The organism is Paenibacillus sp. J31R98 (genome assembly GCF_056269245.1).
Genome location: NZ_JBWDNO010000001.1, coordinates 822,114 through 846,060, shown reverse-complemented (window position 1 = coordinate 846,060; position 23,947 = coordinate 822,114). Strand labels below are relative to the sequence as shown.

The 23,947-nt window shown below is 52.7% G+C and carries 20 protein-coding genes and 1 riboswitch; of the genes, 3 read left to right on the top strand and 17 right to left on the bottom strand.

Features of this window, described 5'->3' with window-relative positions; translation table 11 throughout:
• Positions 1–58: 58 nt before the first annotated feature.
• From AC0YNX_RS03845 to AC0YNX_RS03830, 4 genes are all read right to left on the bottom strand, one after another.
• Positions 59–691: a hypothetical protein gene (locus AC0YNX_RS03845; RefSeq protein WP_475814313.1), complete on the bottom strand. Its 633-nt coding sequence runs from the start codon at positions 689–691 to the stop codon at positions 59–61.
• 78 nt (positions 692–769) lie between these two features.
• Positions 770–1,834, bottom strand: a complete 1,065-nt coding sequence (locus AC0YNX_RS03840) for a M42 family metallopeptidase (protein ID WP_475814312.1) — start codon at positions 1,832–1,834, stop codon at positions 770–772.
• A gap of 72 nt (positions 1,835–1,906) precedes the next feature.
• Positions 1,907–3,637, bottom strand: a complete 1,731-nt coding sequence (locus AC0YNX_RS03835) for an ATP-binding cassette domain-containing protein (RefSeq protein WP_475814311.1) — start codon at positions 3,635–3,637, stop codon at positions 1,907–1,909.
• A 2-nt stretch (positions 3,638–3,639) separates the two neighbouring features.
• Positions 3,640–4,494, bottom strand: a complete 855-nt coding sequence (locus AC0YNX_RS03830) for an energy-coupling factor ABC transporter ATP-binding protein (RefSeq protein ID WP_475814310.1) — start codon at positions 4,492–4,494, stop codon at positions 3,640–3,642.
• A gap of 97 nt (positions 4,495–4,591) precedes the next feature.
• Here AC0YNX_RS03830 and AC0YNX_RS03825 point away from each other — a divergent pair, with 97 nt between their 5' ends.
• Positions 4,592–5,212 carry a biotin transporter BioY gene (locus AC0YNX_RS03825; RefSeq protein ID WP_475814309.1) on the top strand — a complete coding sequence of 207 codons (621 nt, stop codon included), beginning with the start codon at positions 4,592–4,594 and terminating at the stop codon, positions 5,210–5,212.
• A 16-nt stretch (positions 5,213–5,228) separates the two neighbouring features.
• Here the strand turns inward: AC0YNX_RS03825 and AC0YNX_RS03820 are convergent, their stop codons facing one another.
• From AC0YNX_RS03820 to AC0YNX_RS03790, 7 genes are all read right to left on the bottom strand, one after another.
• Positions 5,229–5,828, bottom strand: a complete 600-nt coding sequence (locus AC0YNX_RS03820; protein ID WP_475814308.1) for a hypothetical protein — start codon at positions 5,826–5,828, stop codon at positions 5,229–5,231.
• 106 nt (positions 5,829–5,934) lie between these two features.
• Positions 5,935–7,779: an allophanate hydrolase gene (gene atzF / locus AC0YNX_RS03815; RefSeq protein ID WP_475814307.1), complete on the bottom strand. Its 1,845-nt coding sequence runs from the start codon at positions 7,777–7,779 to the stop codon at positions 5,935–5,937.
• Positions 7,776–11,420, bottom strand: a complete 3,645-nt coding sequence (uca, locus tag AC0YNX_RS03810; RefSeq protein ID WP_475814306.1) for an urea carboxylase — start codon at positions 11,418–11,420, stop codon at positions 7,776–7,778. The genes atzF and uca overlap by 4 nt, the downstream gene beginning before the upstream one ends.
• Positions 11,421–11,469: 49 nt before the next feature.
• Positions 11,470–12,126: an urea amidolyase associated protein UAAP2 gene (locus AC0YNX_RS03805; RefSeq protein ID WP_475814305.1), complete on the bottom strand. Its 657-nt coding sequence runs from the start codon at positions 12,124–12,126 to the stop codon at positions 11,470–11,472.
• Between the two features lie 41 nt (positions 12,127–12,167).
• Positions 12,168–12,890 carry an urea amidolyase associated protein UAAP1 gene (locus AC0YNX_RS03800; protein ID WP_475814304.1) on the bottom strand — a complete coding sequence of 241 codons (723 nt, stop codon included), beginning with the start codon at positions 12,888–12,890 and terminating at the stop codon, positions 12,168–12,170.
• A gap of 56 nt (positions 12,891–12,946) precedes the next feature.
• Positions 12,947–13,059, bottom strand: a riboswitch (guanidine-I (ykkC/yxkD leader).
• Positions 13,060–13,271: 212 nt separating this feature from the next.
• Complete coding sequence (locus AC0YNX_RS03795; protein WP_475814303.1) at positions 13,272–15,206, bottom strand: LTA synthase family protein; 1,935 nt, start codon at positions 15,204–15,206, stop codon at positions 13,272–13,274.
• 25 nt (positions 15,207–15,231) lie between these two features.
• Positions 15,232–16,110, bottom strand: coding sequence for a radical SAM/SPASM domain-containing protein (locus tag AC0YNX_RS03790; RefSeq protein ID WP_475814302.1), 879 nt, complete (start codon positions 16,108–16,110; stop codon positions 15,232–15,234).
• A 197-nt stretch (positions 16,111–16,307) separates the two neighbouring features.
• On the opposite strand from AC0YNX_RS03790, the gene AC0YNX_RS03785 reads away from it, so the two are divergent.
• Positions 16,308–17,117 (top strand): IucA/IucC family C-terminal-domain containing protein, encoded by an 810-nt coding sequence (locus tag AC0YNX_RS03785; protein ID WP_475814301.1) that lies wholly within the window; start codon positions 16,308–16,310, stop codon positions 17,115–17,117.
• Between the two features lie 87 nt (positions 17,118–17,204).
• On the opposite strand, the gene AC0YNX_RS03780 is transcribed toward AC0YNX_RS03785, so the two are convergent.
• The 4 genes from AC0YNX_RS03780 to AC0YNX_RS03765 are packed head-to-tail and all read right to left on the bottom strand — an operon-like array spanning position 17,205 to position 19,000.
• Positions 17,205–17,537 carry a hypothetical protein gene (locus tag AC0YNX_RS03780; protein WP_475814300.1) on the bottom strand — a complete coding sequence of 111 codons (333 nt, stop codon included), beginning with the start codon at positions 17,535–17,537 and terminating at the stop codon, positions 17,205–17,207.
• Positions 17,538–17,570: 33 nt separating this feature from the next.
• Positions 17,571–17,867 carry a DUF6509 family protein gene (locus tag AC0YNX_RS03775; protein WP_475814299.1) on the bottom strand — a complete coding sequence of 99 codons (297 nt, stop codon included), beginning with the start codon at positions 17,865–17,867 and terminating at the stop codon, positions 17,571–17,573.
• Between the two features lie 42 nt (positions 17,868–17,909).
• Positions 17,910–18,413, bottom strand: coding sequence for a methylated-DNA--[protein]-cysteine S-methyltransferase (locus AC0YNX_RS03770; protein ID WP_475814298.1), 504 nt, complete (start codon positions 18,411–18,413; stop codon positions 17,910–17,912).
• A 17-nt stretch (positions 18,414–18,430) separates the two neighbouring features.
• Positions 18,431–19,000, bottom strand: coding sequence for a bifunctional transcriptional activator/DNA repair enzyme AdaA (locus tag AC0YNX_RS03765; RefSeq protein ID WP_475814297.1), 570 nt, complete (start codon positions 18,998–19,000; stop codon positions 18,431–18,433).
• Positions 19,001–19,156: 156 nt separating this feature from the next.
• On the opposite strand from AC0YNX_RS03765, the gene AC0YNX_RS03760 reads away from it, so the two are divergent.
• Positions 19,157–20,071: a DNA-3-methyladenine glycosylase family protein gene (locus AC0YNX_RS03760; protein WP_475814296.1), complete on the top strand. Its 915-nt coding sequence runs from the start codon at positions 19,157–19,159 to the stop codon at positions 20,069–20,071.
• A 957-nt stretch (positions 20,072–21,028) separates the two neighbouring features.
• Here AC0YNX_RS03760 and AC0YNX_RS03755 read toward each other — a convergent pair.
• On the bottom strand, positions 21,029–23,068 hold the full coding sequence (locus AC0YNX_RS03755) for a DUF5107 domain-containing protein (RefSeq protein WP_475814295.1): 2,040 nt from the start codon (positions 23,066–23,068) through the stop codon (positions 21,029–21,031).
• A gap of 20 nt (positions 23,069–23,088) precedes the next feature.
• Positions 23,089–23,931, bottom strand: a complete 843-nt coding sequence (locus tag AC0YNX_RS03750) for a carbohydrate ABC transporter permease (RefSeq protein ID WP_475814294.1) — start codon at positions 23,929–23,931, stop codon at positions 23,089–23,091.
• Positions 23,932–23,947 lie beyond the last annotated feature (16 nt).

Genomic DNA, 23,947 nt, shown 5'->3' with positions numbered 1-23,947 from the left:
ATAGTGAACTGACCCCTGGAGGGTGCAATTCATTGCTCAGGCTTTTTTGTGTTGCCAATTATGATTCCAAGCCGTGCTCTTCGCGAATACGGTACAAGCCTTGAATGATCGGCTCAGCCGGATCGCGGTTAAGCAAGAAGTGAGCCATCAGCATGTGCAGCGGAAGCGCACAAATATTGTTGCCGTCGCTGATGGATGGGAAACCGGCTTCAAGCACCGGACCATGCTCCTCGTTGAGGTCAAGATCGACATACACTTGCTCATCCGGGAACTCTTCGCGAATCGCTTTCGCGCAAGTCGGAACGAGGTAAACGTCGATTACCGCTTTAGCTTGCTCTTCGTTAAGTGGAGGCGTCGGCAGCAAGTGATCGCCGCCTTTGTCCATTAGATCCAAGAAGAAAGAAGCGAGCCACAAGGATGGATCTTCATTGTTTTGGAATACATTCAAGAGCTCACGCATGAAAAATCCGCATACATTCGTCGGACCCTCATTTTGCTGAACCTTGTACACGAAGATAGGTCCGTAAACGTCATGCATCATAACTTGTCCATCGACATCTTCTTCTTCGAACTTGAAACGGAGTGCTTTAAGCCCGTTATCTAACAAGGCTTGAATAAGTCGTTGCAATTCCTCTTCTGGGATTGCTTGTTGTTCCAACTCATTTGTATTGTCTACATTATTCGTTGTCATATTAATCACCCATCATTCATCATATAATGATCTTTTCCGCGTTGTCTACTCGTAATTTTTCCAAAATTGCAGTTTCCGCTATGCGCGAGGCTCCATAATGTACGCGAGCAGCAGCGCCGCCGTGTTCATCACCGCATCGCTATGCGTACGTTCCATGCTGTGTGAAGCATGGACGCCAGGGCCGATCAGAGCCGCTTTAATGTTGCTGCCGCCATGCATCGCTGCGGACGCATCTGAGCCGTAATGCGGATAGATATCAACCGCGTGAGGAATTTCTTCGCGCTTCGCAAGATCAATAAGCGCAGAAGTCATTAAGTAATCATATGGCCCCGTAGAATCCTTGGCACAGATCGACACATCGTATTCGGTTGTAGAGAGGTCATCGCCCATCGCTCCCATATCGACTGCAATCATCTCCGTAATATCCTGCGGAATGTAAGAACTGCCGTGTCCCACTTCTTCGTATGTCGAAATAATGATTTTGACCGTGCGGACAGGTTGCTTCCCTTCATCCTTCAGCCATTTCAGTAGACCGAAGATCGCAGCTACGCTTGCTTTATCGTCCAGATGACGCGACTTGATGAAACCGCTTGGCAGCACACGAGTCCTTGCATCCCACGAAATGAAATCTCCCACGCCGATACCAAGCTTCAGGACATCGTCCTTCGATTTAACCGTCTCGTCAATGCGAATTTCCATATTGGCTTCTTCGCGTTTCAGATCGCGTGCATCTGTGAAGACGTGAACGGATGGCTTCGTCGTCAGGACTGTGCCATCGTATGAACGGCCATCCCGCGTATGAATGAGGCAGTACTCCCCTTCAACGGAATGCATCGCGTAACCGCCAACCGGAGTAAACCGGATGGTGCCATTGCTCTTAATGGAGCGAACCATTGCCCCGAGCGTGTCGACATGTGCGGTTAAAGCAATCACTTCATCTTCTCTCGGATCAGAACCGGGGATCGTAATGATTCCGTTCCCCTTCGGCGTAAACTCCAGCGTAAGCCCAAGTTTCGACGCCTCCTCGTGAATCAGGCGCATGATCTGCATACAGAAGCCGCTTGGGCTAGGAGTAGAGAGCAGCTGTTCAAGCAATTGAATCGTATAATGACGGTCTAAATTCGGTTTAAGCGGTGTACTCATAGCTAACCATGCACTCCTTTATGAAATCACAATACCTCTATCATAGCTGATTCTATGGCAAAATCCTATTTTCTACAAACGCACAAAGAGCAGCACTGCCAGCCCGCACGCGGCAAGCAATGTATCGCGCAGCTTCCATTTCTCCGTGATCAGCAACGTCGGCTGTCGTTTCAAACCGACGCCGCGGCTCTCAAGCGCATCCGATACCTGTTCCCCTAGTCGAAACAGCGCAAGCATGAACGGAACGGTTGTTTCACGCAATTGACGAATCGCACCGCGGCCCGATCGGCGAATCTCCTTGCCTCTTGCCATTGTGATGCGGCTGAAACGCTCCCATTCAGCTAAGAGTACTGGAATGAACCGGAGAAGGAGCGTGACGGTCAGGATCATTTTGGTCGCCCAGAGCGGTACCCTGCCCCTTATGCCAAGCAATTGATCGAGTGACCTGCGAAGGCGCAGCGGGGTGACCGCAAGCGGCAGACCAAAGCCCAGCAGCATCGCGATGAACGGCCGAATGAGAGACTGCAGCGATTGCAAGAAGCTGCTGGCGTTGAAATAGCCTCCTTGCCCATTCGGACCTACACCTGCGAATATTGACAGCGTTAGCGTGAAGCCTGCAATCATAATAATCGCGCTGCGCCAGCGTCTCAGCGGAATTCGGCCTACGTAGATACAGATAATAGTTAGAAGGCTCATGACGCCTATCCCAAGCCACGTCGATTGAATTAAGATAGCTGCGGACACAAGAATGTAACTCAGCCATACCGAACGCGGATCGAACTTCGTTAGGGGCGACGTCTTTTCTGTAGTGCTCCGTGCTTGAAAAGGTGTTCTGCTTGCTTGCGCTGTTGGCGTTAAACGATTGTTCGTCGTTATGTTGCTAGGAGCAGGAGCAAGAGTAGGTGACTGCTCTTGCAGCCTCGGCAATGCGCCCGCAAGCTCAGCCGGGCTCCACACCGCTTCACTCGGCATGCCCATTCGATTCAGCCGATGCGCAATCCGCAGCCAATCCGGCACGTCCATTCCGGCTGCAATCAGCAAGTCAGGGTCTATCAGCAGCGCCTCTCTCGTGCAAAGCACGGCGCTGCCGTCCTGCTGCATCAGCAGGATGCGGCTTGCCAGCTGAAGCGCCCAGTCGCTCTCGTGCGAGATCAGCAGCACGCCTTGCCCCGCTTCTGCGAAGCGCCTAAGCTGTACGCTGAGCTGCTCCTGACCGTCGGCATCCAGCCCGGCGGTCGGTTCATCGAGCAGCAGCCATGATGCCGGAGGCGCGAATAGACAAGCGAGCGCGGTTCTTCGTCGTTCGCCGCCGCTCATGAAATACGGATCGCGCGTAAGCCATGACTCGTCCCAGCCAACGGCTGCGAGCGCGACTGTCATTCGCTCCGCCTGCTCGGCTTCGCTGAGCTTATATGGCCGCAGCGTATAGAGCAGCTCGTCCTTGACCGACCGCGCGAAGAGCTGCTCTTCCGGCGACTGGCAAGAATAGCTGTATGCCAGCAGCGCTTGCGGGTTGCGTTTCTGTCGCGAGCCGAGTAATGATCGTGTCGATTCTGTCCATAACTCTGTACTACCATATCTTACGGCCAGTTCGCCCCGCTCCCGCAAACCAGCGATGATCTCCATCAGCCTTGTTTTGCCGACGCCATTAGCGCCGAGGAGCACCGTAATTTCACCTTGTGATAGAACAATTGGGTTCGAAGACGGCGAATCGCCGCTTGATCGTTCCATCTCTATATGTACCCCAGCATGGGACAATCTCAATCCTTGAATCGTAAGATTCGCCACGTTCTTGTCTGCCATGTTCATAGCCTTGTAAGCACCTGCTCCCATTCCGCCGCTGTCTCGGGATAGGGTCGAGCCAGCTTTCCTTGCCTTCCGAGCTCAAGCGCCAACGCGGGCAAGTAAGGCAGCCGCAAGCCGCAAGCTTGGCAGGGAGTTAACGGGGTCGGATGAAGCTTCTCATGCCCTTCCGTACCATAGAGAAAATCCCTGCCTATTCCATCGTAAACGATGCGACCATCTCTCATCGCCACAACCCGCGAACTGCCTTCGAGCTCCTGCAGCCGCTGTGTCACCCACACGACAGCTGTTCCTTCTTGGTTCAGCGCCTTCGCTAGCCGCATAACCTCCGCGCATGATTGCTCGTCCAGCATGGAGGTCGCTTCGTCGAAGACGATCAACGGAGCACTGGCAGCCGTAGCAGCTGCAACGGCAGCGAGCTGACGCTGCCCGCCAGACAAGCGATTCCACGGAACATCGCCAATCACGATCAGCCCTGTTTGCGTCAGAATATGTTCCGTACGCCGTAAAATTTCATCCGCTGCGATCCCCTGCCACTCCAGCGCGAAGCGAATCTCTTCACTTGGCGTCTCTGCAAACAGCTGCGAATCCGGATGCTGCATGACGTAGGGCATCGGACGATTGCCAGCAAACCCTCGATTCCAAGTCCCTTGAACGCCGTCAATTGTTAACCCCGCAAGCAGCCTTGCCAAAGTCGACTTTCCGCTTCCGTTTGTCCCTACTATACTTACCCATTCACCACTTAAGATGGTGAAATCAATATGATCCAGACGAGGGGAAACCTCGCCGGATTCAAGTATACGCTCGATATTGACGCCTGTTAGAACCAAGCGTTCCCCCGATACCTGCAAGATCACAAAAAACTCCCTCTTCCCAAAATTGGATTCACGTGATACATTCTAATTGTTAACCACAACTAGATAACAAGGTTAACATTCGAGAGGAGAATTGACAATGGAATCATCGAAAGCAACTTTAGGCCAGACTCCGATATCGGCCAGCAAACAATCTGAAACTACATACTGGATTCGCGGCATTGTGTTTACCGCCCTTTTCGCAGCGCTCTTCATCGGCTTCGGTTATGTTAGCATCAACCTCGGATTCACACCTGTTCCAATTACGCTCCAGACGTTCGCCGTCATGCTTGCAGGCGGTTTGCTCGGTGCCAGGTACGGCTTCTGGAGCATCGCCATCGTCGTCTTGCTGAGCGCTGCAGGCTTGCCGCTTATCCATGGTAATGGCGGTCTGTCTTTGATCTTCGGCAACACCGGCGGTTATATTTGGATGTTCCCGCTCTCTGCCCTATTGATCGGTCTTGCTAGTGACCGCTTGTTCGCTCACACGAAATCGTTGTCCCGAAACCGAGTGATCCTGCTGTTCATTAGCCTTGTCTTATTCAGCGTAGTCCTTGCTTATCTCGGAGGCGTGCCATGGCTTGCCTATAAAGCTCACTTATCATTCCGTGAAGCCATGGTAGCCGGTTGTTATCCGTACCTTACAGGAGACTTTACGAAAGCCATTGTAGCGACATTCCTCATCCGCACGCTTCGCCCGATGCTGCCTAAACTCCGTTAATCTCCGTATGCTCTCGCTAATCTGTCAAACCGACCTGCTTCTTCAATTCCTGCTCAAGCAGACTTCGAAGATCCCGCAGTGTCGGCTTGCGGATGGTGATGACCACGCTTTTCCCCTGTACATCCATCTTCTGAATATGAACGAATTTCGGCAGCTCACTGGCAAGCGGAATAACCATATTGTCAAAATCCTTCTTCTTCAGCGTGATCCCCTTCAACTTCGCCTCTTCCACAACGGCCACTACATTCGGTTCGCTCCACTTCAGCCCATATGTTAGGACAAGCCCTGCCGGAATCCGTTTCTTGTATATCACATTCAAATGCGCGACAAGCTTGCTATCCTGCAGCTCAAATCTTGCTCCGGTTATTCGGATGTCAGGACTATAATCGGGATGCAGGCGAATAGCCGCTTTGCCAATGTTATTGATATCTGCTTCAGTGAGCACGAATTCCGAATCGAGATGGCGAATCATCGTAATCGCCCGCTCCATGATCGGGACCGCATCGTAGTTTAAATTCAAGTCTTCTTCTGGCTTCACGTACCAGATTGCAAATGCACCTGCGCCTGCAACGAGCAGAACCAGCACGATAATCGTAATCAGCGTTTTGCGAATCACAAGCGATTCTCCTTCCTGATTCCCTTATTATAGCGCCGATTCTGCCAAACGAGAACAAGCCGCCCCCGCCATGAATGGACAGGAAACGGCTTGTGAAATCAATGATCTATTGATGAACGAAATTACGCCAGGAACCGGCTGCTGTAATATCTTCCGATTGGCCGGCAATGTAAGCTTCGCAGATGAAACCAGACACTTCCGTCCCGTCGGCAAGCTCGACTTTGCCAATCCCAAGCGGAGCCGGGATTCCTGCGACGAAGCCTCCGAATGAAGCTACCGGCATCTCCCACACTTCAAGCATAATCGCAGATCCGCCCTGCTCCTGCTTAATCATACCTGGCTTCGCAGGAGTTGTCGGGAGCTTGACGAGCTTATATCTCGGCGCACTCTCGGTCTCGCGCACGAATACTGCGCCGCAGGCTTGCATTTGCTTCTCCAGCGGGAAGCCTCGCATATGCAGACCGCATACTGCGACGAGCATCGTCTCTGCGATGTTTGAAGAAACAGCAGGCCGGCTTCCAACAGCTTCATTGGAAGCAGCTTCTGAGGCTTTGGCTTTTTTGGCTTCGGCCGACGACGTCTCAGCGTGCGCTTCCGCTTCAACAAACCGCTTCGCCGTGCTGCACAGCAGCGTCTCGTTCGCAGCTGTCGCGAACATGGTAATGCCGAATGGCAGATCTGCGTCCGCCTCCCCTGCTTGCAGTGCAACCGCGCACATATCAAGCAAGTTGCAGTGATTCGTGTAACGCCCCATATCGCTGTTCGTTGCGACCGGATTGTCTCGTACTTCATCGCGCGACCATGTACCTCCGCAAGTCGGCAGGACAAGCACCGCATCCTCCAGCAGCTGGTGCGCTGCGAGCTTAAGTGCCTGCAAGCGATGAGCCGCTCGGAACACAGAAGCCGCTGTATAGTCAGGCGAAGCTCCAGAGCGAAGCACCTGTTCCGTCACCGGGAACACGTCGCCCGGATGCGCTTCGACGAATGCGCCAAGATCTGCCCATCGCTCCGCAACCCATGGACCGCCATACAGAATCGAGGCTGCTTCATTGAACAGATCAAGTTCGATCTCGACAAGCGGTAAGCCGAGTCCTCTCACGCGTTCCAGCGCCCGATCCCATGCTTCGCGATACTGTGAAGCGAACGGACCATAGAACGCCGGCGCTTCGCTTGGCACGCACAGCTTAGTGGGCAACTGATTCGTCAGTTGCGGCGGCGAAATATTCCGCGACCAAGGGTCAGTCGCCTCTGGTCCGCGTACGATATGATCAACGGCCAGCGCGTCATCCAAGCTGTGTGCGAATACGGTCACACAGTCCAAGCTGGCGCAAGCGGGCACAACGCCCTTGGTCGGCCACGCGCCGAGGCTCGGCTTGTAACCAACCAAGCCGTTCAGCGCAGCCGGCACACGACCGGAGCCCGCCGTGTCCGTGCCCAGCGAGAATGCAGCCTGACCGCGAGCAACAGCAACCGCGGAACCTGAGCTGGAACCGCCGCTAATGAGCTCTTCGCGAAGCGCATTATGCGTTTCTCCGTACGGGCTGCGTGTCCCGACCAATCCAGTGGCGAACTGGTCGAGATTCGTTTTGCCGATTGGAATTGCGCCTGCATCGATGAGCCGCTGAACAACGACAGCACTCGAATCCGGTGTGTAGGCGAACGTCTCACAACCAGCTGTCGTAGGAACGCCAGTCAGGTCAATATTATCTTTAATGGCGAATGGGATTCCCCACAGCGGTAAGCTCGCCGAATCCACGCGCGTTAACCGATCCAGATAAGGCTGGATAAGTTCCGCAGAAGGCGGCGTTATCCATATATTCATCGCTTCGTCTCTGGAAGCTCGGCGAATCACTTCTCCCACCACTTCGATCGGCGTGATTCGCTTCGCAGCATATTGCTCTCGTAGCCATTCAATCGTCAATGTCTCTGGAAAACCAACATTTCCTATCATACTGGCGTCACCTCTCTTGCCGTTTCTTTCACCAGACCGACGATCAGCTGTCCGGCATGCACCTCGTCACCAGGTTTAACGAAGATGGAAGCAACAACGCCGTCACAAGGGGCCGTCTGCGAGAACTCCATCTTCATGCTTTCCTCTATAATGAGCGTCTCGCCCTTCTTCACTTCTTGGCCTGGCTCTACAAGCACCTTCCATACACTGCCCGGCATTGTGCAGCGCACGGCTATTGTGCCTTCAGGCAGCTCGTCTTCGACTGTCTCTTTAGCCGTATCTGCTTCTGACACATATTCTGCCAAACCTTGCGCCTTCCAGCTCTCGCGCTCAGCCGTGAACGCTGCTTGTTGCACCACACGGAACTCCTCCGCACTCTCTTCAATAGAATTTATGAACGCGAGATAATCACCTAATCGGAACGTCGTCTCCGTAATATCCGCTTCGAACCGTCCGCGTGTAAAGTCCTCCCTCAATTGCAGCAGCTCATCCGCACTAACCGGATAGAACTGAATTTGATCGAAGAAGCGAAGCAGCCACGGCTTGCCAGTCTCGAAGCTTGCCGATTCGCGGTTCAGATGGTTCCACATCTGAATGGTACGGCCGACGAATTGATAACCGCCGGGACCTTCCATTCCATAGATACACATATATGCGCCGCCGATGCCTACGGCATTCTCAGGCGTCCAAGTACGCGCCGGGTTGTACTTCGTCGTCACAAGACGATGACGAGGATCAACAGGCGTCGCAACCGGAGCGCCGAGATAAACGTCACCGAGACCAAGCACGAGGTAATTCGCGTCGTATACGATTCGCTGCACATCGTCAATGCTGTCCAGCCCGTTGATCCGGCGAATGAACTCGAGGTTGCTCGGGCACCATGGCGCGTCGGGACGGACATTTTTCTGATAACGGTCAATAGCGAGCTGCGTTGCTGGATCATCCCATGAGAGCGGAAGCCGCACGATCCGCGATGGTACAGAGATAGACGCAAGCGGAGGCAAGCTGTTATCGAGCTCGAGAATTCGCTCGCATGCCTCAAGGACATTCGTTAGCTTCGGATCAATATGAACTTGCAAGGAACGGATGCCAGGCGTTAGATCGAGCACTGGAATCTCGCCGCTCGCTTCGATTGCTTGCATGAGCGCGTGCACTTGGAACCGCAGAAGCAGATCAAGCTCCATCTCGCCATACTCGACGAGGATATTCTCATCCCCACTGCAGCGAACTGTGATAGGGAATCTACGGCCCTCTGATTCTTGCGCGAGAATCGGATACGACGGCTCCGGCTCACGCACCGGTTGGGGCAGCGATACGGTCGTCAACCGATGCCATTGTGCAAGCCCGATGGCTTCGAGGTTGCGCTCTTGTTGCTGGCGAAGCTGATCTGCTTCCTCGAGCGTCAACAGCTGAAACCGAACGCTGTCTCCAGGCTTCAATTGGCCAAGCTTCCAGAATTCAGCGGATGCTGTCGTTACCGGGCAGACGAAGCCTCCCAGACTTGGGCCGTCAGGACCGAGCAGAATCGGCATGTCGCCGGTCAGATCAAGCGTGCCAACCGCGTATGCGTTATCGTGAATATTGGACGGATGCAATCCCGCTTGCCCGCCATCTTCGCGAGCCCAATGCGGTGCAGGTCCGATAAGACGAACGCCGGTACGAGAGCTGTTGAAATGCACCTCATAGCGCGTATTGGCAAGCTCCTTCAAATACGATGGCTTCAAATACTCGCCCGTGCAGTGAGGACCAGGTATGACGCCGATCGTCCATGAACGTGTCATCCCCGGACGGTCCAGCTCATGCAGCTGGATATCGGACGGCGGATTGCTGCCGCTCCGGTTCACGCCGAGCACATCGCCGGCACGCAGCGCGCGACCGCCGTGCCCGCCGAAGCCTCCAAGCGTGAACGTTGCTGCGCTGCCGAGCGTTCGCGGCATATCAAGACCGCCGCCAATTAGCAAGTAGCTGCGCATGCCGCTTGCCGCTTCGCCGTAGGTCAACAACTGGCCCTTACGTACAAAGATCGGCTGATACAGCGGAGCCTTGACATCATCAAGTGCCGCTTCCATATCCGCACCAGTCAGGCAGATCCACATGTCATTGCGGAAACGGTACGATCCACCGCGCAGCGTCAGCTCTAATCCAGAAGCGTCATCCGCATTGCCAAGCAGCTTGTTGCCCATTCGGAACGACAGCGGATCCATGGGCCCGCATGGCGGCACGCCGACATCCCAGTGTCCGATCCGCCCAGGGAAATCCTGAACCGTCGTTTGTACGCCTCCGTCAACCACTTCAATCGCATGCTCAGCCGGCTCGAAGCCGTTCAGCAGCTGTGTATATACATTGCCGCTCAAACATTCCTCTTCACCGAGCAGTGCCTTCACGTACTGTAAATTCGTCGTAATGCCATAAAGCCTCGTATCATCGAGTGCTTGAATAAGCTTCGCGATCGCATCCATACGGTTATCGCCATGAACGATGATCTTCGCGAGCATCGGATCGTAGAGCGTCGTCACCGTAATGCCGTCACGAATCCACGTTTCGATTCGGGCATGCTCGGTGAAATTCGCTTTATCCACCTTCCCCGCACTTGGACGGAAGTTCTGCAAGCAATCCTCCGCGTAGATCCGAGCTTGAATGCTATGTCCTTTCGCTGGCTTCACGAGCGACTCAATGGAAGTAAGCTCATCCGCCGCTTCTCGAACCATCCATTCCACGAGGTCGACGCCGAGCACTTCTTCCGTCACGCCGTGCTCGACTTGAAGTCGCGTATTCACCTCAAGGAAGTAGAACTTGCAAGACTCCGGATCATAGAGATACTCAACCGTACCAGCACTGCGATAGCCAACCTCTGCGGCGAGGCGCTTCGCTGAAGCGAACATCTCCTGCCGTACTTCCTCCGATAGATTCGGTGCAGGGCTCTCTTCAATGACCTTCTGATTACGCCGCTGAATCGAGCAGTCGCGCTCACCAAGAGCAGCAACTTCGCCGAATCGATTGCCGAAGATTTGCACTTCGACATGACGTGCGCGGGCAATATATTTCTCCAGGAAAATACCGCCGTTCTTGAAGTTCGTCTCCGCCAAGTGGCGGACGCCATCGAACGCTGCGCGCAGCGCTTCGCCATCGTTACACACTCGCATTCCGATCCCGCCGCCGCCGGCAGTGCTCTTCAGAATAACCGGATAGCCAATCTCTTCCGCCTCAGCAATCGCTTCATCCAGATCCGTAATAAGTGCAGTTCCGGGTAGCATCGGCACACCGGCACGCTCCGCGATTTCGCGTGCGGAATGCTTGAGTCCGAACATCTCCATCTGCTCTGGCGTAGGACCGATGAACACGATGCCTCGCTCGCGGCAAGCACGGGCGAAAGCGGCATTCTCGCTCAGGAAGCCATATCCCGGATGAATCGCCTGCGCGCCGGTATCAATCGCCGTCTGAAGGATACGATCCATATCCAGGTAGCTTTCCTTCGCTGCGCCTGCACCGATCCATACCGCTTCATCGGCGCCGTCGACATGAAGGCTGTCTTGGTCGGCAGTTGTATACACAGCGACCGATTTAATGCCGAGCTTGCGGAGTGTACGTTCAATTCGAACGGCGATTGCGCCGCGATTCGCGATTAGAACTTTCGTAAACATAAGGTTCCCTCCCGGATTCTCTTCTCTATGGACTTAGGCGACGTTTAAGCTATGGATTCCACACCAGTACCCGAATCGGGGTTGGATTATAAGCGTTGCACGGATTGTTCAGCTGCGGACAGTTGCTGATGAGCACCGTCGTACGGCACAGCGACTCCAATTCGACATAGCAGCCAGGTGCTGATACACCATCCGCGAAACGGAGTCCGCCTTCAGGAGTAACCGGCACGTTCATGAAGAAGTTCACGTTCGGCGCAAGATCGCGCTTCGTGTAGTTGTAACCTCCTTCATGCTGGGCAAGCTGAAGCATGAAGGTATCGCGGCAATTGTGCATATGCAGTTTATCGTGCGAGTAACGAACCGTGTTGCTTTGCGCCGAGCACGAGCCGCCGACTGTATCGTGCCTGCCGCATGTATCAGCAACGATCTTTAGCAGTTCTTTGCCGGACTCGGCTCGCAGCACGGACCCTGTCGTCAAGTAGATATTGCCTTGGCCGGCAATCGTCGCAACGGCGCTATAGTGATCGTCCGGATTCTCTGCATCGAAGAACAACGTATCTGCTGCTTGGTTTCCCTCTAGATCCACGATGCGGATCACTTGGCCTGGCAGCAGTTCTTTCATCCAACCGTCTCCTGCGAGAACAATTTCATCTATACTAGCTGTTTCAGCTTCCAGCTTGCTTTCATATCTCACAAATGCGCTCATTTCAAATTCCTCCTTCGAATAATGGCGGATGCAATGGGTTTCTAACGACCTGCGAGCAGATGATATTCCGCAGTATTCTCGAACGCTCTGCGGTTCTCGCCGCGGAAGTTGTAGCAGTAATCCGTGGCCGGAACGAGTGGCGGAGCTTCTAACACTTCCAATTGGATGGCTGCGGCAGGATAGCTTGTCGCCTGATTGAGCGGGTTCGGCGTATTGGAAAGGACGATGAGTACGTCCATGTCCGTGCGAAGCGTAACGGTTGCGCCTTCCTTGCAATGGCTAGCATCATAGATCATCCGTCCAATGTCATCGCAGTACACTTTGGCAAAAAGATTGACAACCGGCCCCAGATCACGGACCCCAAGTCCGCAGCGGACAAGCTCTACAACCATATTCTCGTAGCCGCTGTGCAGCCATTCATTCCGAAGCTGCTGATAATTCGTAGCGCCGTACTTCGCATCTGTGCTTGCCCTTGTCGTCAGTCCGCTGATCGTGTCATGCCAGCCAAGCTCATCTTCTACAAGGCTTGCGAGTGCGCGGCCGTTGTCGCTCATGAGCACGTTGCCACGGGTTAGATGTGCCGTATATTGCGCTTTGAGCGTATCGGGCATATTGTAACGCTCCGCCAAGTCGTGAGCGTTAAAGAGCATCGTCGCCAGATTAGCGTCGTCTTGCAGAGCCGTAAATCGCAACAGCCGTCCTTTGCTGATCGTGCCGGACCATTTATCGCCTGGAATTATTGTCTTGCTCCATACCGTTGTCATCCTAATGACCTCCCTCGAATGAATGGCTATAAAAAATAAAAAAAGCCAAGGAGATGATCTCCCAGGCTTTTGTCCTTCCGTGTTATACAGCGCTCGCACGCCGCACACTATCTCTCGGACCAGCTTGATGAATGCAATGTTCATCAACGGAACCCTAGATAGCTTTGTCGTTCTCAATGATTGAATAGCTGACATGAGAACCGATATGCAATTGTTAAAACCTGCTATTGATTCGTATTATAGGGGCGGCGGAAGGAAAGTGTCAACACTTATGTCAGGTAATATTACATTAGCGTTCGTTAGTTGTTCTTGTTCCAAGCAAAAAACCTCCCTCGCAATCAAGCGAGAGAGGCTTTATTAAGCGTGCATTCCTACCATTACCTACCGTTTAGGCAATGACTTCACATAACGGTCTGACAACGTCATGAGCTTCATGATGTAGTCGTAGTCTTTGCGATAAGGCGTCAGATCCGTCACCGGCTCCAGCGTCTTAATGTTGATCGCTGTTCCGTCATCGAAGCCTTGTCCCGGCACGAACAGAATATCATTGTTGAAGAACGAGCCCGTCGGCAAGTAGTAGCGCATGCCGAACACATTGTGATCAATGTTCAGCAAGTCATGCCCGAACGCAGTAAATTTCTCCTGCGTGAGCGAGATGCCGAGCAAGTTCGAGACAGTTGGCATAATGTCCAATTGACCGCCGACCTGCTGAACCACCTTGCCTTCTTCCTCTCCAGGTACGTGAATGATGAGCGGGATATTAAACCGGCTTACCTTCGGATCATACTTAATTCCGAGCGATTTGCTCACTTGTCCGGGATCATTGTCATTCGGCTGCAAGCCGAAGTGATCGCCGTACAATACAAGTACTGTATTGTCCCACAGCCCGTCCGCTTTCAGTCGGTCGATAAGCGTGCCGATGGCATAGTCCGTGTAATTGACAGCAAGCAGATAATTGCCAAGCTGCGTTCCTTCGAGCTCATCCGGCAGCTTCATCTTCATTTTGTCCTGCGGCACATCGAACGGGAAGTGGCTGGATACGGTAATGAATTGCCCGTAGAACGGCTGTTTGTCGGCAGTCAGCTTCTCCGTCGCTACCCGATACAGCTCTTCGTCTGATGCGCCGAAGCTGTTGAAGTTATCGTTCTTATAAAACGGCTTGTCGTAATAATGATCGAAGTTCAGCGCCGCATACAGCTTGTTGCGGTCCCAGAACGTCACATCATTGACGTGGAACGTGTTCGCGTTATAGCCGAATTTCTGCAGCAATCTCGGCAAGCTCGGAATGACACGATTACCGTATCCGGTCGACATTGCGATCTTCGCCGTCGGATAGATCGACGTATTCGACATAAACTCGGCATCCGACGTGTTGCCTTGACCGATCTGCTGGAAGATGTGCGGGAAGTACAAGCTCTCGCCTGCTAGCTTATTGAGCACAGGAGTCACTTCTTGACCGCCAAGCTTCAGATGGATCGGGAAGTTCTGGAACGCCTCCATCTGGATGATGATGACATTCTTCCCCTTAGCCGTTCCGAAGTAAGCAGGAGTGCCGTTCTGCGGCTTGTCCTTATACGGATAAGTCGCCTGGAGGTCATTGACCTCTTTCACAATCTCATCCGTATTGCCTTCAGACGCGATACTATCATCCCGCTCCGCCTTGATAACAGCCGACACTTGATAGTTCAGGAAGCCTTCCTGCTCTGCTTCGACCAATTCATTCTGAATCGGCATGCCAAGCTGGATGAATCGCGCAGACAACGCAATACTGACGATGAATAGAACGGTGAGGACCACACGGTACATCGGGGCCGCCGGAACAGCGGCATTACGGCGCCTTACAATTCCTCTTCCACGCAAACGCATTACAATCGCAGCAATCCAAATAATCAGCGCCACAGCGATGTCGGTAAAGAACAGATAATGACTGTACTGAATGGTCGACTCGACGCTTGACTTGATCTTCGTTACTTGGTGCAGCTCGTATAGCGCCGTATAAGTCGGCACCGAGCCAAAATGCTCGAAGTAAACCGCAGAGGAGAACAGGATCAGCGAGTAGATTAGATTCACGCCGCCGTACGCATACTTCTTCAGCCGTGCAGGTGTAATGAGTTCGACTAATGACAGGATGACGAGCACAGCCGATAGATCCGCAGCAATGCGGCTCCATTCAATGCCGCTAAATAGAAAATGACGCAGCAGCGCCATTTTCAGGGCAAAAACAACAATGGCAACATAGAACAGCGGGATTCGCGACTTGTTACTCTGATTCAGAGCAAGCAGCTCCCGCCTGTTCCCGAGCGGTAAATAACTCATGATTGTTCGCTTTACCTTCTTTCTGTTACATACTGAAGCGCTGGCGGTATCCGCACTTGCGGCACAACTCTTCGACCACTTCTCTGCGCGAGAAACCGTCGTAAAGGTTGTTCGCTCGCTCCCCTTCAATGATCTCGCCGAACGGCTTCTCGTGAATATTGCCTAGATTAATGACGCCTTCTCCGTCAAGACAGCAAGGCACAACCGTTCCGTCTACAAGAATGCCCGCTTGATTGCGAAGCGCGTGACAGAAGCCTTTTCCTTCGTCTTCCTTCTCCTTCAAATCCGGCCACTGGAACTCATGATCATGATTCAAATAGATGCGGTCAGCAATCTTGATGCCGCTGCCCCGCTTGAATTGGTCCTGAATCTTGAAATCGAGGTTGAACTCGCGCTCGATCTGATCAAGAATGACCTGATTACGGCTGCGTTCGGCGTTCGTCGTATTATCCTCGGTCAAATTCCATAATCTAAGGGAGACGAGCATGTTCGAAGTCGCAACAGCCTCTTTGACAAAAGAAAGCACGCTGCCGACATAGCCTTCTTTATCGACCGAGCCTTCATGGCCGTCAAAGCTGTGCAGTGAGAAATTCATCTGCCGAAGCGCTGGCTTGCCGAGAATCTTATGCTTCGCTTTATGAAGCAGCGTGCCGTTCGACGTAATATTAACCTTGAACCCGCGCTCATGACTCAGATCCAGCAACTCGTCGATCTTCGGATGCAGCAGCGGCTCGCCTTTTAAGTGAAAGTAGATAAATTCGGTATGAGGCCTAATCTCATCGAGTATCTTCGTAAAAGCGTCAATCTTGATAAAGTTCGCCTGCCGCTTCGTCGGTGGACAGAAGGAGCAAGCCAAATTGCATACGCTCGTAATTTCGATATAAAACTTCTTGAATTTTTTCATTCGCGTTACGCCCCGTTCATGACGATCAATTCAAACTTTCCATCTGATAACATCCCTTCATTATAAGCGGCTCAGGCTAAGACTGTCCACTTCATAGCATTGGAAGACACTTAAGAAAGCGTTGACACTTTTGAACTGTTCGTTCTATAATTGCATTTCAAGCTACTTGAGAACGGTTATCAAAGAGGTGAGCGCATATGTCCATGAATTATGAAGCGATTGATTTCAAAGCGCTGGAGTCGTTCTACATCCATCTGTCGCCGGAAGGCGCTGCATCGCCATCTTTCGTCATGCCCGCTAGCGACTTCCTAATGCCAGATGCTGTAAATGAAGCGTTACAAATCACCGGAAATATCTATAAGTCCATTGGTTCAGAGCTTGCAGCCTCGATGCTCGGCACGTCGCTGTTCCGATTATGTGCAGGTACGGTCGTTATTATGGCGAGAAACGGTCTCGCACTCGACTTGTCCCTCGATAATCTTGAGCTGCAAATTACGAATCAAGGTGAGTGGGCAAGCTTCGGCTACCGAATTCGCGAGGTGATTGCAACCCCAATCCCTGTTGATGATGATTCGCACGAGACATTCATACATGATACTCTGACACAGCTGTTTGAGCGGACTATTACGCCTGCTGTTCAAGGCATTGCCGCTGCTGCGGGCATCAAGCCTGCATTGATCTGGCAGCAAGCCGGAAGTTTATTGATCGGCTTCAATAGCTCCTTGACGAGCAAGGAATCCGATGCTGACGCGCTTGCAAGATTCCAACACTACCATACCGTGTTGACGGAGCAGCTCGGCGGGGAGCTGTTTGGCACCCGGCGCAATCCGTTCGCGCACAAGCCGCGCTACATTGATAGTCCTTACCAGCAAGGCGGCAAGCTAATCATTCGTTCCGGCTGCTGCATGTACTATTGCCGTGAGAATGGCGACATGTGCTACACTTGTCCGAAGATGACGGAAGAACAGCGTGAGGAGCGCAGGTTGAAGATCATTAACGCTTCTTAAATAAAAGGACCTTTCGCTTTGATTGAGCGAAAGGTCCTTTTTGGTTAAACTGCTTGGGTCGTGCGTTCGTGCAATCGTGCAGTAGTGCTATCTCGACTTTGTTAGCATCGCATGCATTTCACCTTTCGAACGCACACGCCTCAGCACATGTTCGACCGAAATAGCTGACTTGCTGTCCTCTTGCTTGAACCATCTGCCATCCAGGTAGTAACCGTTTACTCTCGCCATCGAATAGAACGCGCATAGCTGGTTCGCGATGCGGACCGCTTCCGCTTTGGACTCCGCCGTATATAGCTTATTGCTCGATCGTTTGGGATTGCTGCTGCTTTGAATGTCGACATAATAGAGTCCGTCGTCCCCATCCTCCTGCTTCACCAGAATCTGATTCGTGTAGCAGTTCAGTAGGTAATGGACTGTCATGCATTCACCGCCTTCGCTCACTTTGCTTCTAGTCTATTCCCCCCATTCGGAGAAATGCTCTTTACAGAAGCTTTCAATGAGCTGCTCTTCCTCTTCCTCCAGATCAAAGTCCATATAGCGGTCGTTGCCGCGCTCATGAAGCTCATACTTCACAACGCCGGACTCTTCGCCCTCCACTCGGAAAATAACCCTCACATATACGCCGCTCTCCGAATAAAGCTCGTCATCCTCTTCAATATCGAGGTCCAGCCGGAACTCATATCGGTCGCCAGCGACTATGCCGAACGGGTCTTTAATTTTATTCACTTCAAACTCTGTAATCGTAATCATACTGTCATCCTTTCGCTGCTAAAAGCCTCTGGTATCGCTCTATTATAGCACGCCTTCCAGCTTCAGCAGCATTTCCTTCACATCCATGCCTCCGCGATACCCGGTTAAGGAGCCGTCCTTGCCGACAACACGGTGACATGGGACGACGAACAGCACCGGATTCGCTCCGATTGCCGTGCCCACAGCACGAACCGCTTTCTCTTTGCCGAGCTGCGCAGCAACATCAGAATACGAGCATGTTCGCCCATGCGGAATGTGCTTCAGCTCTTCCCATACTGACATTTGGAACGGCGTACCGATCAAATGCAATGGTTGTCCGAACTGCTGCAGCTCTCCACTCAGATACTGACGGAGCTCCTCGCAGTAAGGAGTCATAATGGTATCATTCTGCTCAAGCGGGAGTCCCGGGAATCGTTTCTGTACCCATGCGGTCAGCTCTGCGAATGGCGCATTCGGCGTGCCAACGTAACATAGCCCCTCTTCCGTTGCAGCCATGTAGAGCTTCCAAGCACCATGGTGAAATATCGTCCAATGTATACGGTTCAAAAGCAATCACCTATCCTTCATTTATCTATAACGTCGCATGCCCGTGCCCTATGCTGCTGTCTATAAACTGTCGGCGAGCAACCTTCCGCCTTCTGAAACACCGTCGCGAAGTGCGCCGCGTTCGGGAATCCGACCCGCTCCGCAACTTCGCGGATCGGCAGAGCAGAAGTGCGAAGCAGCTGCTTCGCGGCTGTAATTCGCGTGCGGCTTAGCATCGCAGCCGGCGATTCGCCAGCCAGCCGCTTGAAGGTGCGGTGCATGTGATAAGGGCTCACATGCATCAGCTCTGCCAGCACCGGCAGCGTAAGCGGCTCTTGATAGCGAGCTGCGATCACTTCCTTAATCGCAGCAACCCATTCTTCATCGGGCAGCCGCATGCCGTCCGGCTTGCATCTTTTGCACGGCCGCAGCCGGTCAGCCAGCGCGTCCGCCGCTGATTCATACAGCCGCACATGTGCTTGGAGCGGCGTTCTGGACTTGCACGATGGCCGGCAGAAGATGCCCGTCGTCGTCACGCCATAATAGAATTGGCCGTCATAAGATGCATCACAATTGACGATCGCGTTCCAGCGCTCATCGTTCATCATGTTCGCTTCACCTCTTAGCCAAGTATACCCGCTGAACCTATCTGATTGTAAGTGGCGCCAGATGAAACAGCAAGATTAGAAAAGCCCTCGTCAGCCATAGTATGATACTCTCTATATACAGAAGCTGCATGAATCTAGGAGGTGTTTCATCGCATCATGGGCGTTCATTCCATCTTAATCAAACCGCCGTCCGCGTTCAGCTATGATCGCACGGTTGACTATTTAAGCCGCTCCGACAAGGAGTGCATGTTCCATGTGGAGAACCGCATGGTAACAAGACTCATCACCACTTCATCCGGTCCCGTCCTGATCCGGCTGTCATCGACCTCTGACGGCAGTATTCAGCTCGAGTTCCCTCTAGAGACAGAAGACGGCAGCTTCGATCTATCGGAAGACATCCTCGCCGAAGCCGAGGCTTATGTTCGAGAATGGTTCGATCTGGACCGCGATCTGTCTCCCTTCTTCGCATTAGCCGAACAAGACGAGCTGCTTCGAGATTGTGCGAAGACATTCTACGGCTTGCGTATTGTGGGCATCGACGATCTGTTCGAAGCGATGTGCTGGGGCATTATGGGACAGCAAATCAATCTGCCATTCGCGTACACGCTGAAGCGGCGTTTCGTCGAACAATTCGGCACCTATCTGGATTATGAAGGCAGGCGCTACTTCACTTTCCCCACGCCGGAGGCAATCGCGCGCCTCCATGTTGAAGACCTGACGCCGCTGCAGCTTACGACTCGCAAAGCTGAGTACATCATCGGAACAGCGAATGAGATGATCGAAGGCCGATTGTCCAAGGAGCAGCTGCTCGCGCATGGAGATCTGGCCATGATCGAGAAAGCGCTGACGAGCATCCGCGGCATCGGCCCCTGGACCGCCAATTATGTGCTCATGCGCTGCCTTCGCGTGCCCGCGGCGTTCCCGATCGCAGATGTCGGGCTCCATAATGCGCTCAAGCTGCTGCTCGGTAGAGCCGACAAACCGTCCATCGCCGAGATCAAGGAGCTATCAGCCGGCTGGGGCGACTGGAAAGCATACGCGACGTTTTACTTGTGGCGATTGCTTTATTAAGGATTGCCTAACAGCCAATCAGCTTAGCGGAACGTACAGCGCTTAATCAACCAGCCAACCGTCCGCCACACTAACGGAACGTACAGCGTTTATTCGTCGGTTTTTCACGCATCTGGCGCTCTAACGGTACACAGAGAAGCTATTGCCTTGATATTGCCCTGAAATGGGCTAAAATGCTGGCAATAAGGTCTCTGTGTTCCGTTACATTTTCCTAGCTGCCGATTTTGCCTCAATAACGCGTGTGTGTTCCGTTAGTGATCAGAGCGGCAGTCGGTGTCCAACAAACATCAGCAGTACACGAAAATTTACTCAACCAACCAACGACCTGCCACTCTAACGGAACGTACAGCGCTTATTCATCGGTTTTTCGCGCATTCTCCACTCTAACGAAACTCAGAGAAGTTATTGCCTCGATATTGCCCTGAAATGGGCTAAAATGTTGGCAATAAGGTTTCTGTGCTCCGTTACATTTTCCTAGCTGCCAAATTCACCTCAATAACGCGTGTGTGTTCCGTTAGCGATCAGAGCGACTGTCGGCGACCAACAAACATCAAGCAATACACGAAAATTTACTCAACCAGCCAACCGTCTGCTAGTCTAACGGAACGCACAGCGCTTATTCGTCGTTTTTTCACGCATCTGGTGCTCTAACGGTACACAGAGAAGTTATTGCCAGCTAATTACCCTGAAATGGGCTAATTAGCTGGCAATAAGGTTTCTGTGTTCCGTTACATTTTCTAAGCAACCGGATTCGACTCAATAACGCGTGTGTGTTCCGTTAGCGGAGGTGACAACGTGAAAGTAAACGAGTTCAAATATGGCGGTCAGTTAGCGTAAAGCAAGAAAGCCGGTGTTCAGCAATCTGTACACGACAAAATGGCGACACAGCGGAATGCTGTATCACCATTTCTTTAGTAAGCTAATTCTCTCGTATGCCATTTCTCCCGCCAACCATCCTCAACCAATCGTGCGAAAATCAATCCCGAGCGGCGGAGGAAACAACTCCTTCGCCTCTTCGATTCGCTCCGGCGTCAACTCAACGCCTTGCTGCAACGCTAACTTCTTCGCATTATACGCATACCAGAGCTCGATAATCAGCGTCTCCCCTTCACGAATGACCGCGAATTCCGTTTCGAACAGCCTCTCCATGAACGCATCGTGACCAAGCTCCAGCGCGGCTGCGCCCACAATAATCTGGATACGGTCGCTGTCATAGAACTGCTGCGGGAGTGATTCATACACGCTCCAAGCCCGTTCGAACGATCGGTGCTGAATAAGCAGCCCCAGATATTCTTCCACGAATGCGCGATCCGGGAATGAACCAGATACGGCATACGCTTGCTCATAATAGCTCAGCGCTTGCTCATATTCCCCATCCTGACGCTTCGCCACAGCTAAATTCCGATAGGCCCACGCCGATGGAGCCAATCGAAGCGATGCCTCCCAAGCTTCAATGGCTTCAGCTTCCCGTCCGCTCTCATAGAGCATCACGCCATAGTGCAAATATGCGTTCCATGTCGGAGAAACTTCGCCCTTCGGATTCCGAATACTGGCGCTAAGCCTGTCCAGCCACTCTTCTTGAATCATCCAAGATGGCGGAACCTCACTTACTTCATGAGCCGTCAGCTCTCCTTCTCGGAGCAGGTCCAGCCACGGCTTCTGCTGTGCACCTAACGTCTCATCTGCGAAAATAAACCCGCTCGGAATCGAGCCACCGTCGCTCTCGCTCTGTCTGCGAATACGCTCCAACGCACCCCATCCCGATCCAATATGCAGCATCGATTCCGGCGCTTTGCCAGCGAGCGCCTGATGCTTCGCATGCGCGGCATACACTTCTTCTTCGCTGAGCACTTCGTCAATCTGCGCTTCTATATACTGGCGGGCTTGCTCCCAATCCTCTTGATAGACGCGCACCAAGTCCGCATCTCTCAGCCCGCCAATAAGCTGAGTGAAATCCCATACCGTACCCGCAGGCATCTCTATGCCATGCAGCTGCGTCGGCGCAAGACCCGCTTGCACCTCGATATAGTTACCTTCTCCCGGCTTGGCGAGGAAGTCGCACCAGCGTCTGCCGCCGGCGTGCGCGCCCCAGCAGAACATTTTCCGATAGCGCAGCATAGACGTTGAACGCTCGAAGAACATCCGACCGTCCTCGTAAGCAACCGCTTCCCAAGGCGAGCGCGCTTCGACTGGTGTCTGGTAGAAATATTCGCTCGCATAGGGGAATGCCAATGGATACGATACATCCGCATTCGGCACCGCTGGCAAATACGGCAAGCGATCAGCGCCGTAGCCTTTCTGAGAAGGATCTATATAGATGACATCTCCCGTTCCCGAGAACACTCGCGACTTCTCCGTTTCTTCGACCGCAATGTTCGTCCACCAGTACATCGGAACCGCAGCTGCCTGATCATTCACAATCCGCACATAGACGCCGAGCTGCTTGGCGCCCGGCGGCAGATGGAAATCGATATGCCAGAACAAGTTCTTGCATCGTTCGTACTCATATATACGCAGAAACTCGTTTCCATCATCGTCGTTAAGCTTTGCTGCATGAACCGAAGAACTGGTCGTAAACGTATGTCCCAGCTGCCCAATATTCCATTCAATTCCGCCTGAGAACCATGCGTTCAGAATCGCCAGATTCGCCGGTTGGAACACAGGATTGCGATACAGAAGCTCTCTGCCCGTCGACTTCTCCTGCAGCGAATACAGCCTTCCGCCGTACTCAGGCAGGAAGACCGCTCTCAGCACATCATTCTCGAGCTCAATCGTCTTCAGCTCCATCGTACCGCGCTTCCTCGAATACCGATCCTGCATGCGGTATGGCAAATACCGCTCCCCCGTATTCTCGCCCATTTGCAACTTCAATTCCGGCGTCAAACTGCCATTGTCGGTGACTTCACGATGCTGCTGCTTGCTGCGAAACATCGGCAGCGGATTCTCTCCCTCAAGCCCCGCTCCTTCTATGATCAAACTTCCAGTTGTCACTCTCATGCCGCACATTCCCTTCCTGCTTATCCTTTGACTGCTCCGACGGTCAAGCCTGCAATAATTCGTTTAGAAACGAATAAATAGACGATAAAGCTTGGTAGAAAAATAATCATACACGCTGCGAAGATGCCACCGTAATTGCCAGAATTCGCATAGCCATTCACAATGGATTGCAACGCTAGCGCAAGCGTCCGCGAATTGGCGTCATTGGAGAAAATCAGCGCGAAGAAGTATTCGTTCCACACGCCGAGAAAGTTGAACACCGACAGCGTAATGATGCCAGGCTGAGCCACTGGCATAATGATGCTGACGAAAGTCCGGATCGGGCCGCATCCGTCAATAGCTGCAGACTCTTCGAATTCTCTAGGCACAGATGCGAAGAAACCTGTCAGGAAGAAGACCGCGAATGGCACATTCGTACAAATGTAGACCAGGATCAACGTCAAGATAGAGCCGGTAAGCTTCAGCTCTACGAAGATGGAGAATAGCGGGATTGAGATGAGGATGCTCGGAATCGCCAGCGCGGACATAAACATCATGTTCGCGAGACCCCGCCCCCTAAATTTGGCGCGCCCCAAGATATAAGCCGCAGGAGCAGCAACGAGGATGATTCCGATACAGGCAGTAACGGTGTATATCACACTATTGGAAAAATACCTGCCGATATCCTGTTCTTTGAATAAGTTGACATAGTTGGAGAATTGAACGCCGCTCTTCAGCAGCGAGTTCGTGAATATATCCCTCGTCGAGCTAAGCGAAGCCAGGATGACCCAGCCGAACAGGATGACGGAGAACAACAGCCAGCCATATAGCGGCACGTAGGCAGGAATCATTTGCAGTTTCTTTTTGACAGCACTATTTTGCATGAGATGTATGCCCTCC

Bases quoted from the DNA above. Each gene is read 5' to 3' on its own strand.
- AC0YNX_RS03845 (WP_475814313.1), bottom strand. From the start codon at position 691: ATGACAACGAATAATGTAGACAATACAAATGAGTTGGAACAACAAGCA.
- AC0YNX_RS03840 (WP_475814312.1), bottom strand. From the start codon at position 1,834: ATGAGTACACCGCTTAAACCGAATTTAGACCGTCATTATACGATTCAA.
- AC0YNX_RS03835 (WP_475814311.1), bottom strand. From the start codon at position 3,637: ATGGCAGACAAGAACGTGGCGAATCTTACGATTCAAGGATTGAGATTG.
- AC0YNX_RS03825 (WP_475814309.1), top strand. From the start codon at position 4,592: ATGGAATCATCGAAAGCAACTTTAGGCCAGACTCCGATATCGGCCAGC.
- atzF (WP_475814307.1), bottom strand. From the start codon at position 7,779: ATGATAGGAAATGTTGGTTTTCCAGAGACATTGACGATTGAATGGCTA.
- uca (WP_475814306.1), bottom strand. From the start codon at position 11,420: ATGTTTACGAAAGTTCTAATCGCGAATCGCGGCGCAATCGCCGTTCGA.
- AC0YNX_RS03805 (WP_475814305.1), bottom strand. From the start codon at position 12,126: ATGAGCGCATTTGTGAGATATGAAAGCAAGCTGGAAGCTGAAACAGCT.
- AC0YNX_RS03800 (WP_475814304.1), bottom strand. From the start codon at position 12,890: ATGACAACGGTATGGAGCAAGACAATAATTCCAGGCGATAAATGGTCC.
- AC0YNX_RS03795 (WP_475814303.1), bottom strand. From the start codon at position 15,206: ATGAGTTATTTACCGCTCGGGAACAGGCGGGAGCTGCTTGCTCTGAAT.
- AC0YNX_RS03790 (WP_475814302.1), bottom strand. From the start codon at position 16,110: ATGAAAAAATTCAAGAAGTTTTATATCGAAATTACGAGCGTATGCAAT.
- AC0YNX_RS03785 (WP_475814301.1), top strand. From the start codon at position 16,308: ATGTCCATGAATTATGAAGCGATTGATTTCAAAGCGCTGGAGTCGTTC.
- AC0YNX_RS03780 (WP_475814300.1), bottom strand. From the start codon at position 17,537: ATGACAGTCCATTACCTACTGAACTGCTACACGAATCAGATTCTGGTG.
- AC0YNX_RS03775 (WP_475814299.1), bottom strand. From the start codon at position 17,867: ATGATTACGATTACAGAGTTTGAAGTGAATAAAATTAAAGACCCGTTC.
- AC0YNX_RS03765 (WP_475814297.1), bottom strand. From the start codon at position 19,000: ATGATGAACGATGAGCGCTGGAACGCGATCGTCAATTGTGATGCATCT.
- AC0YNX_RS03760 (WP_475814296.1), top strand. From the start codon at position 19,157: ATGGGCGTTCATTCCATCTTAATCAAACCGCCGTCCGCGTTCAGCTAT.
- AC0YNX_RS03755 (WP_475814295.1), bottom strand. From the start codon at position 23,068: ATGAGAGTGACAACTGGAAGTTTGATCATAGAAGGAGCGGGGCTTGAG.
- AC0YNX_RS03750 (WP_475814294.1), bottom strand. From the start codon at position 23,931: ATGCAAAATAGTGCTGTCAAAAAGAAACTGCAAATGATTCCTGCCTAC.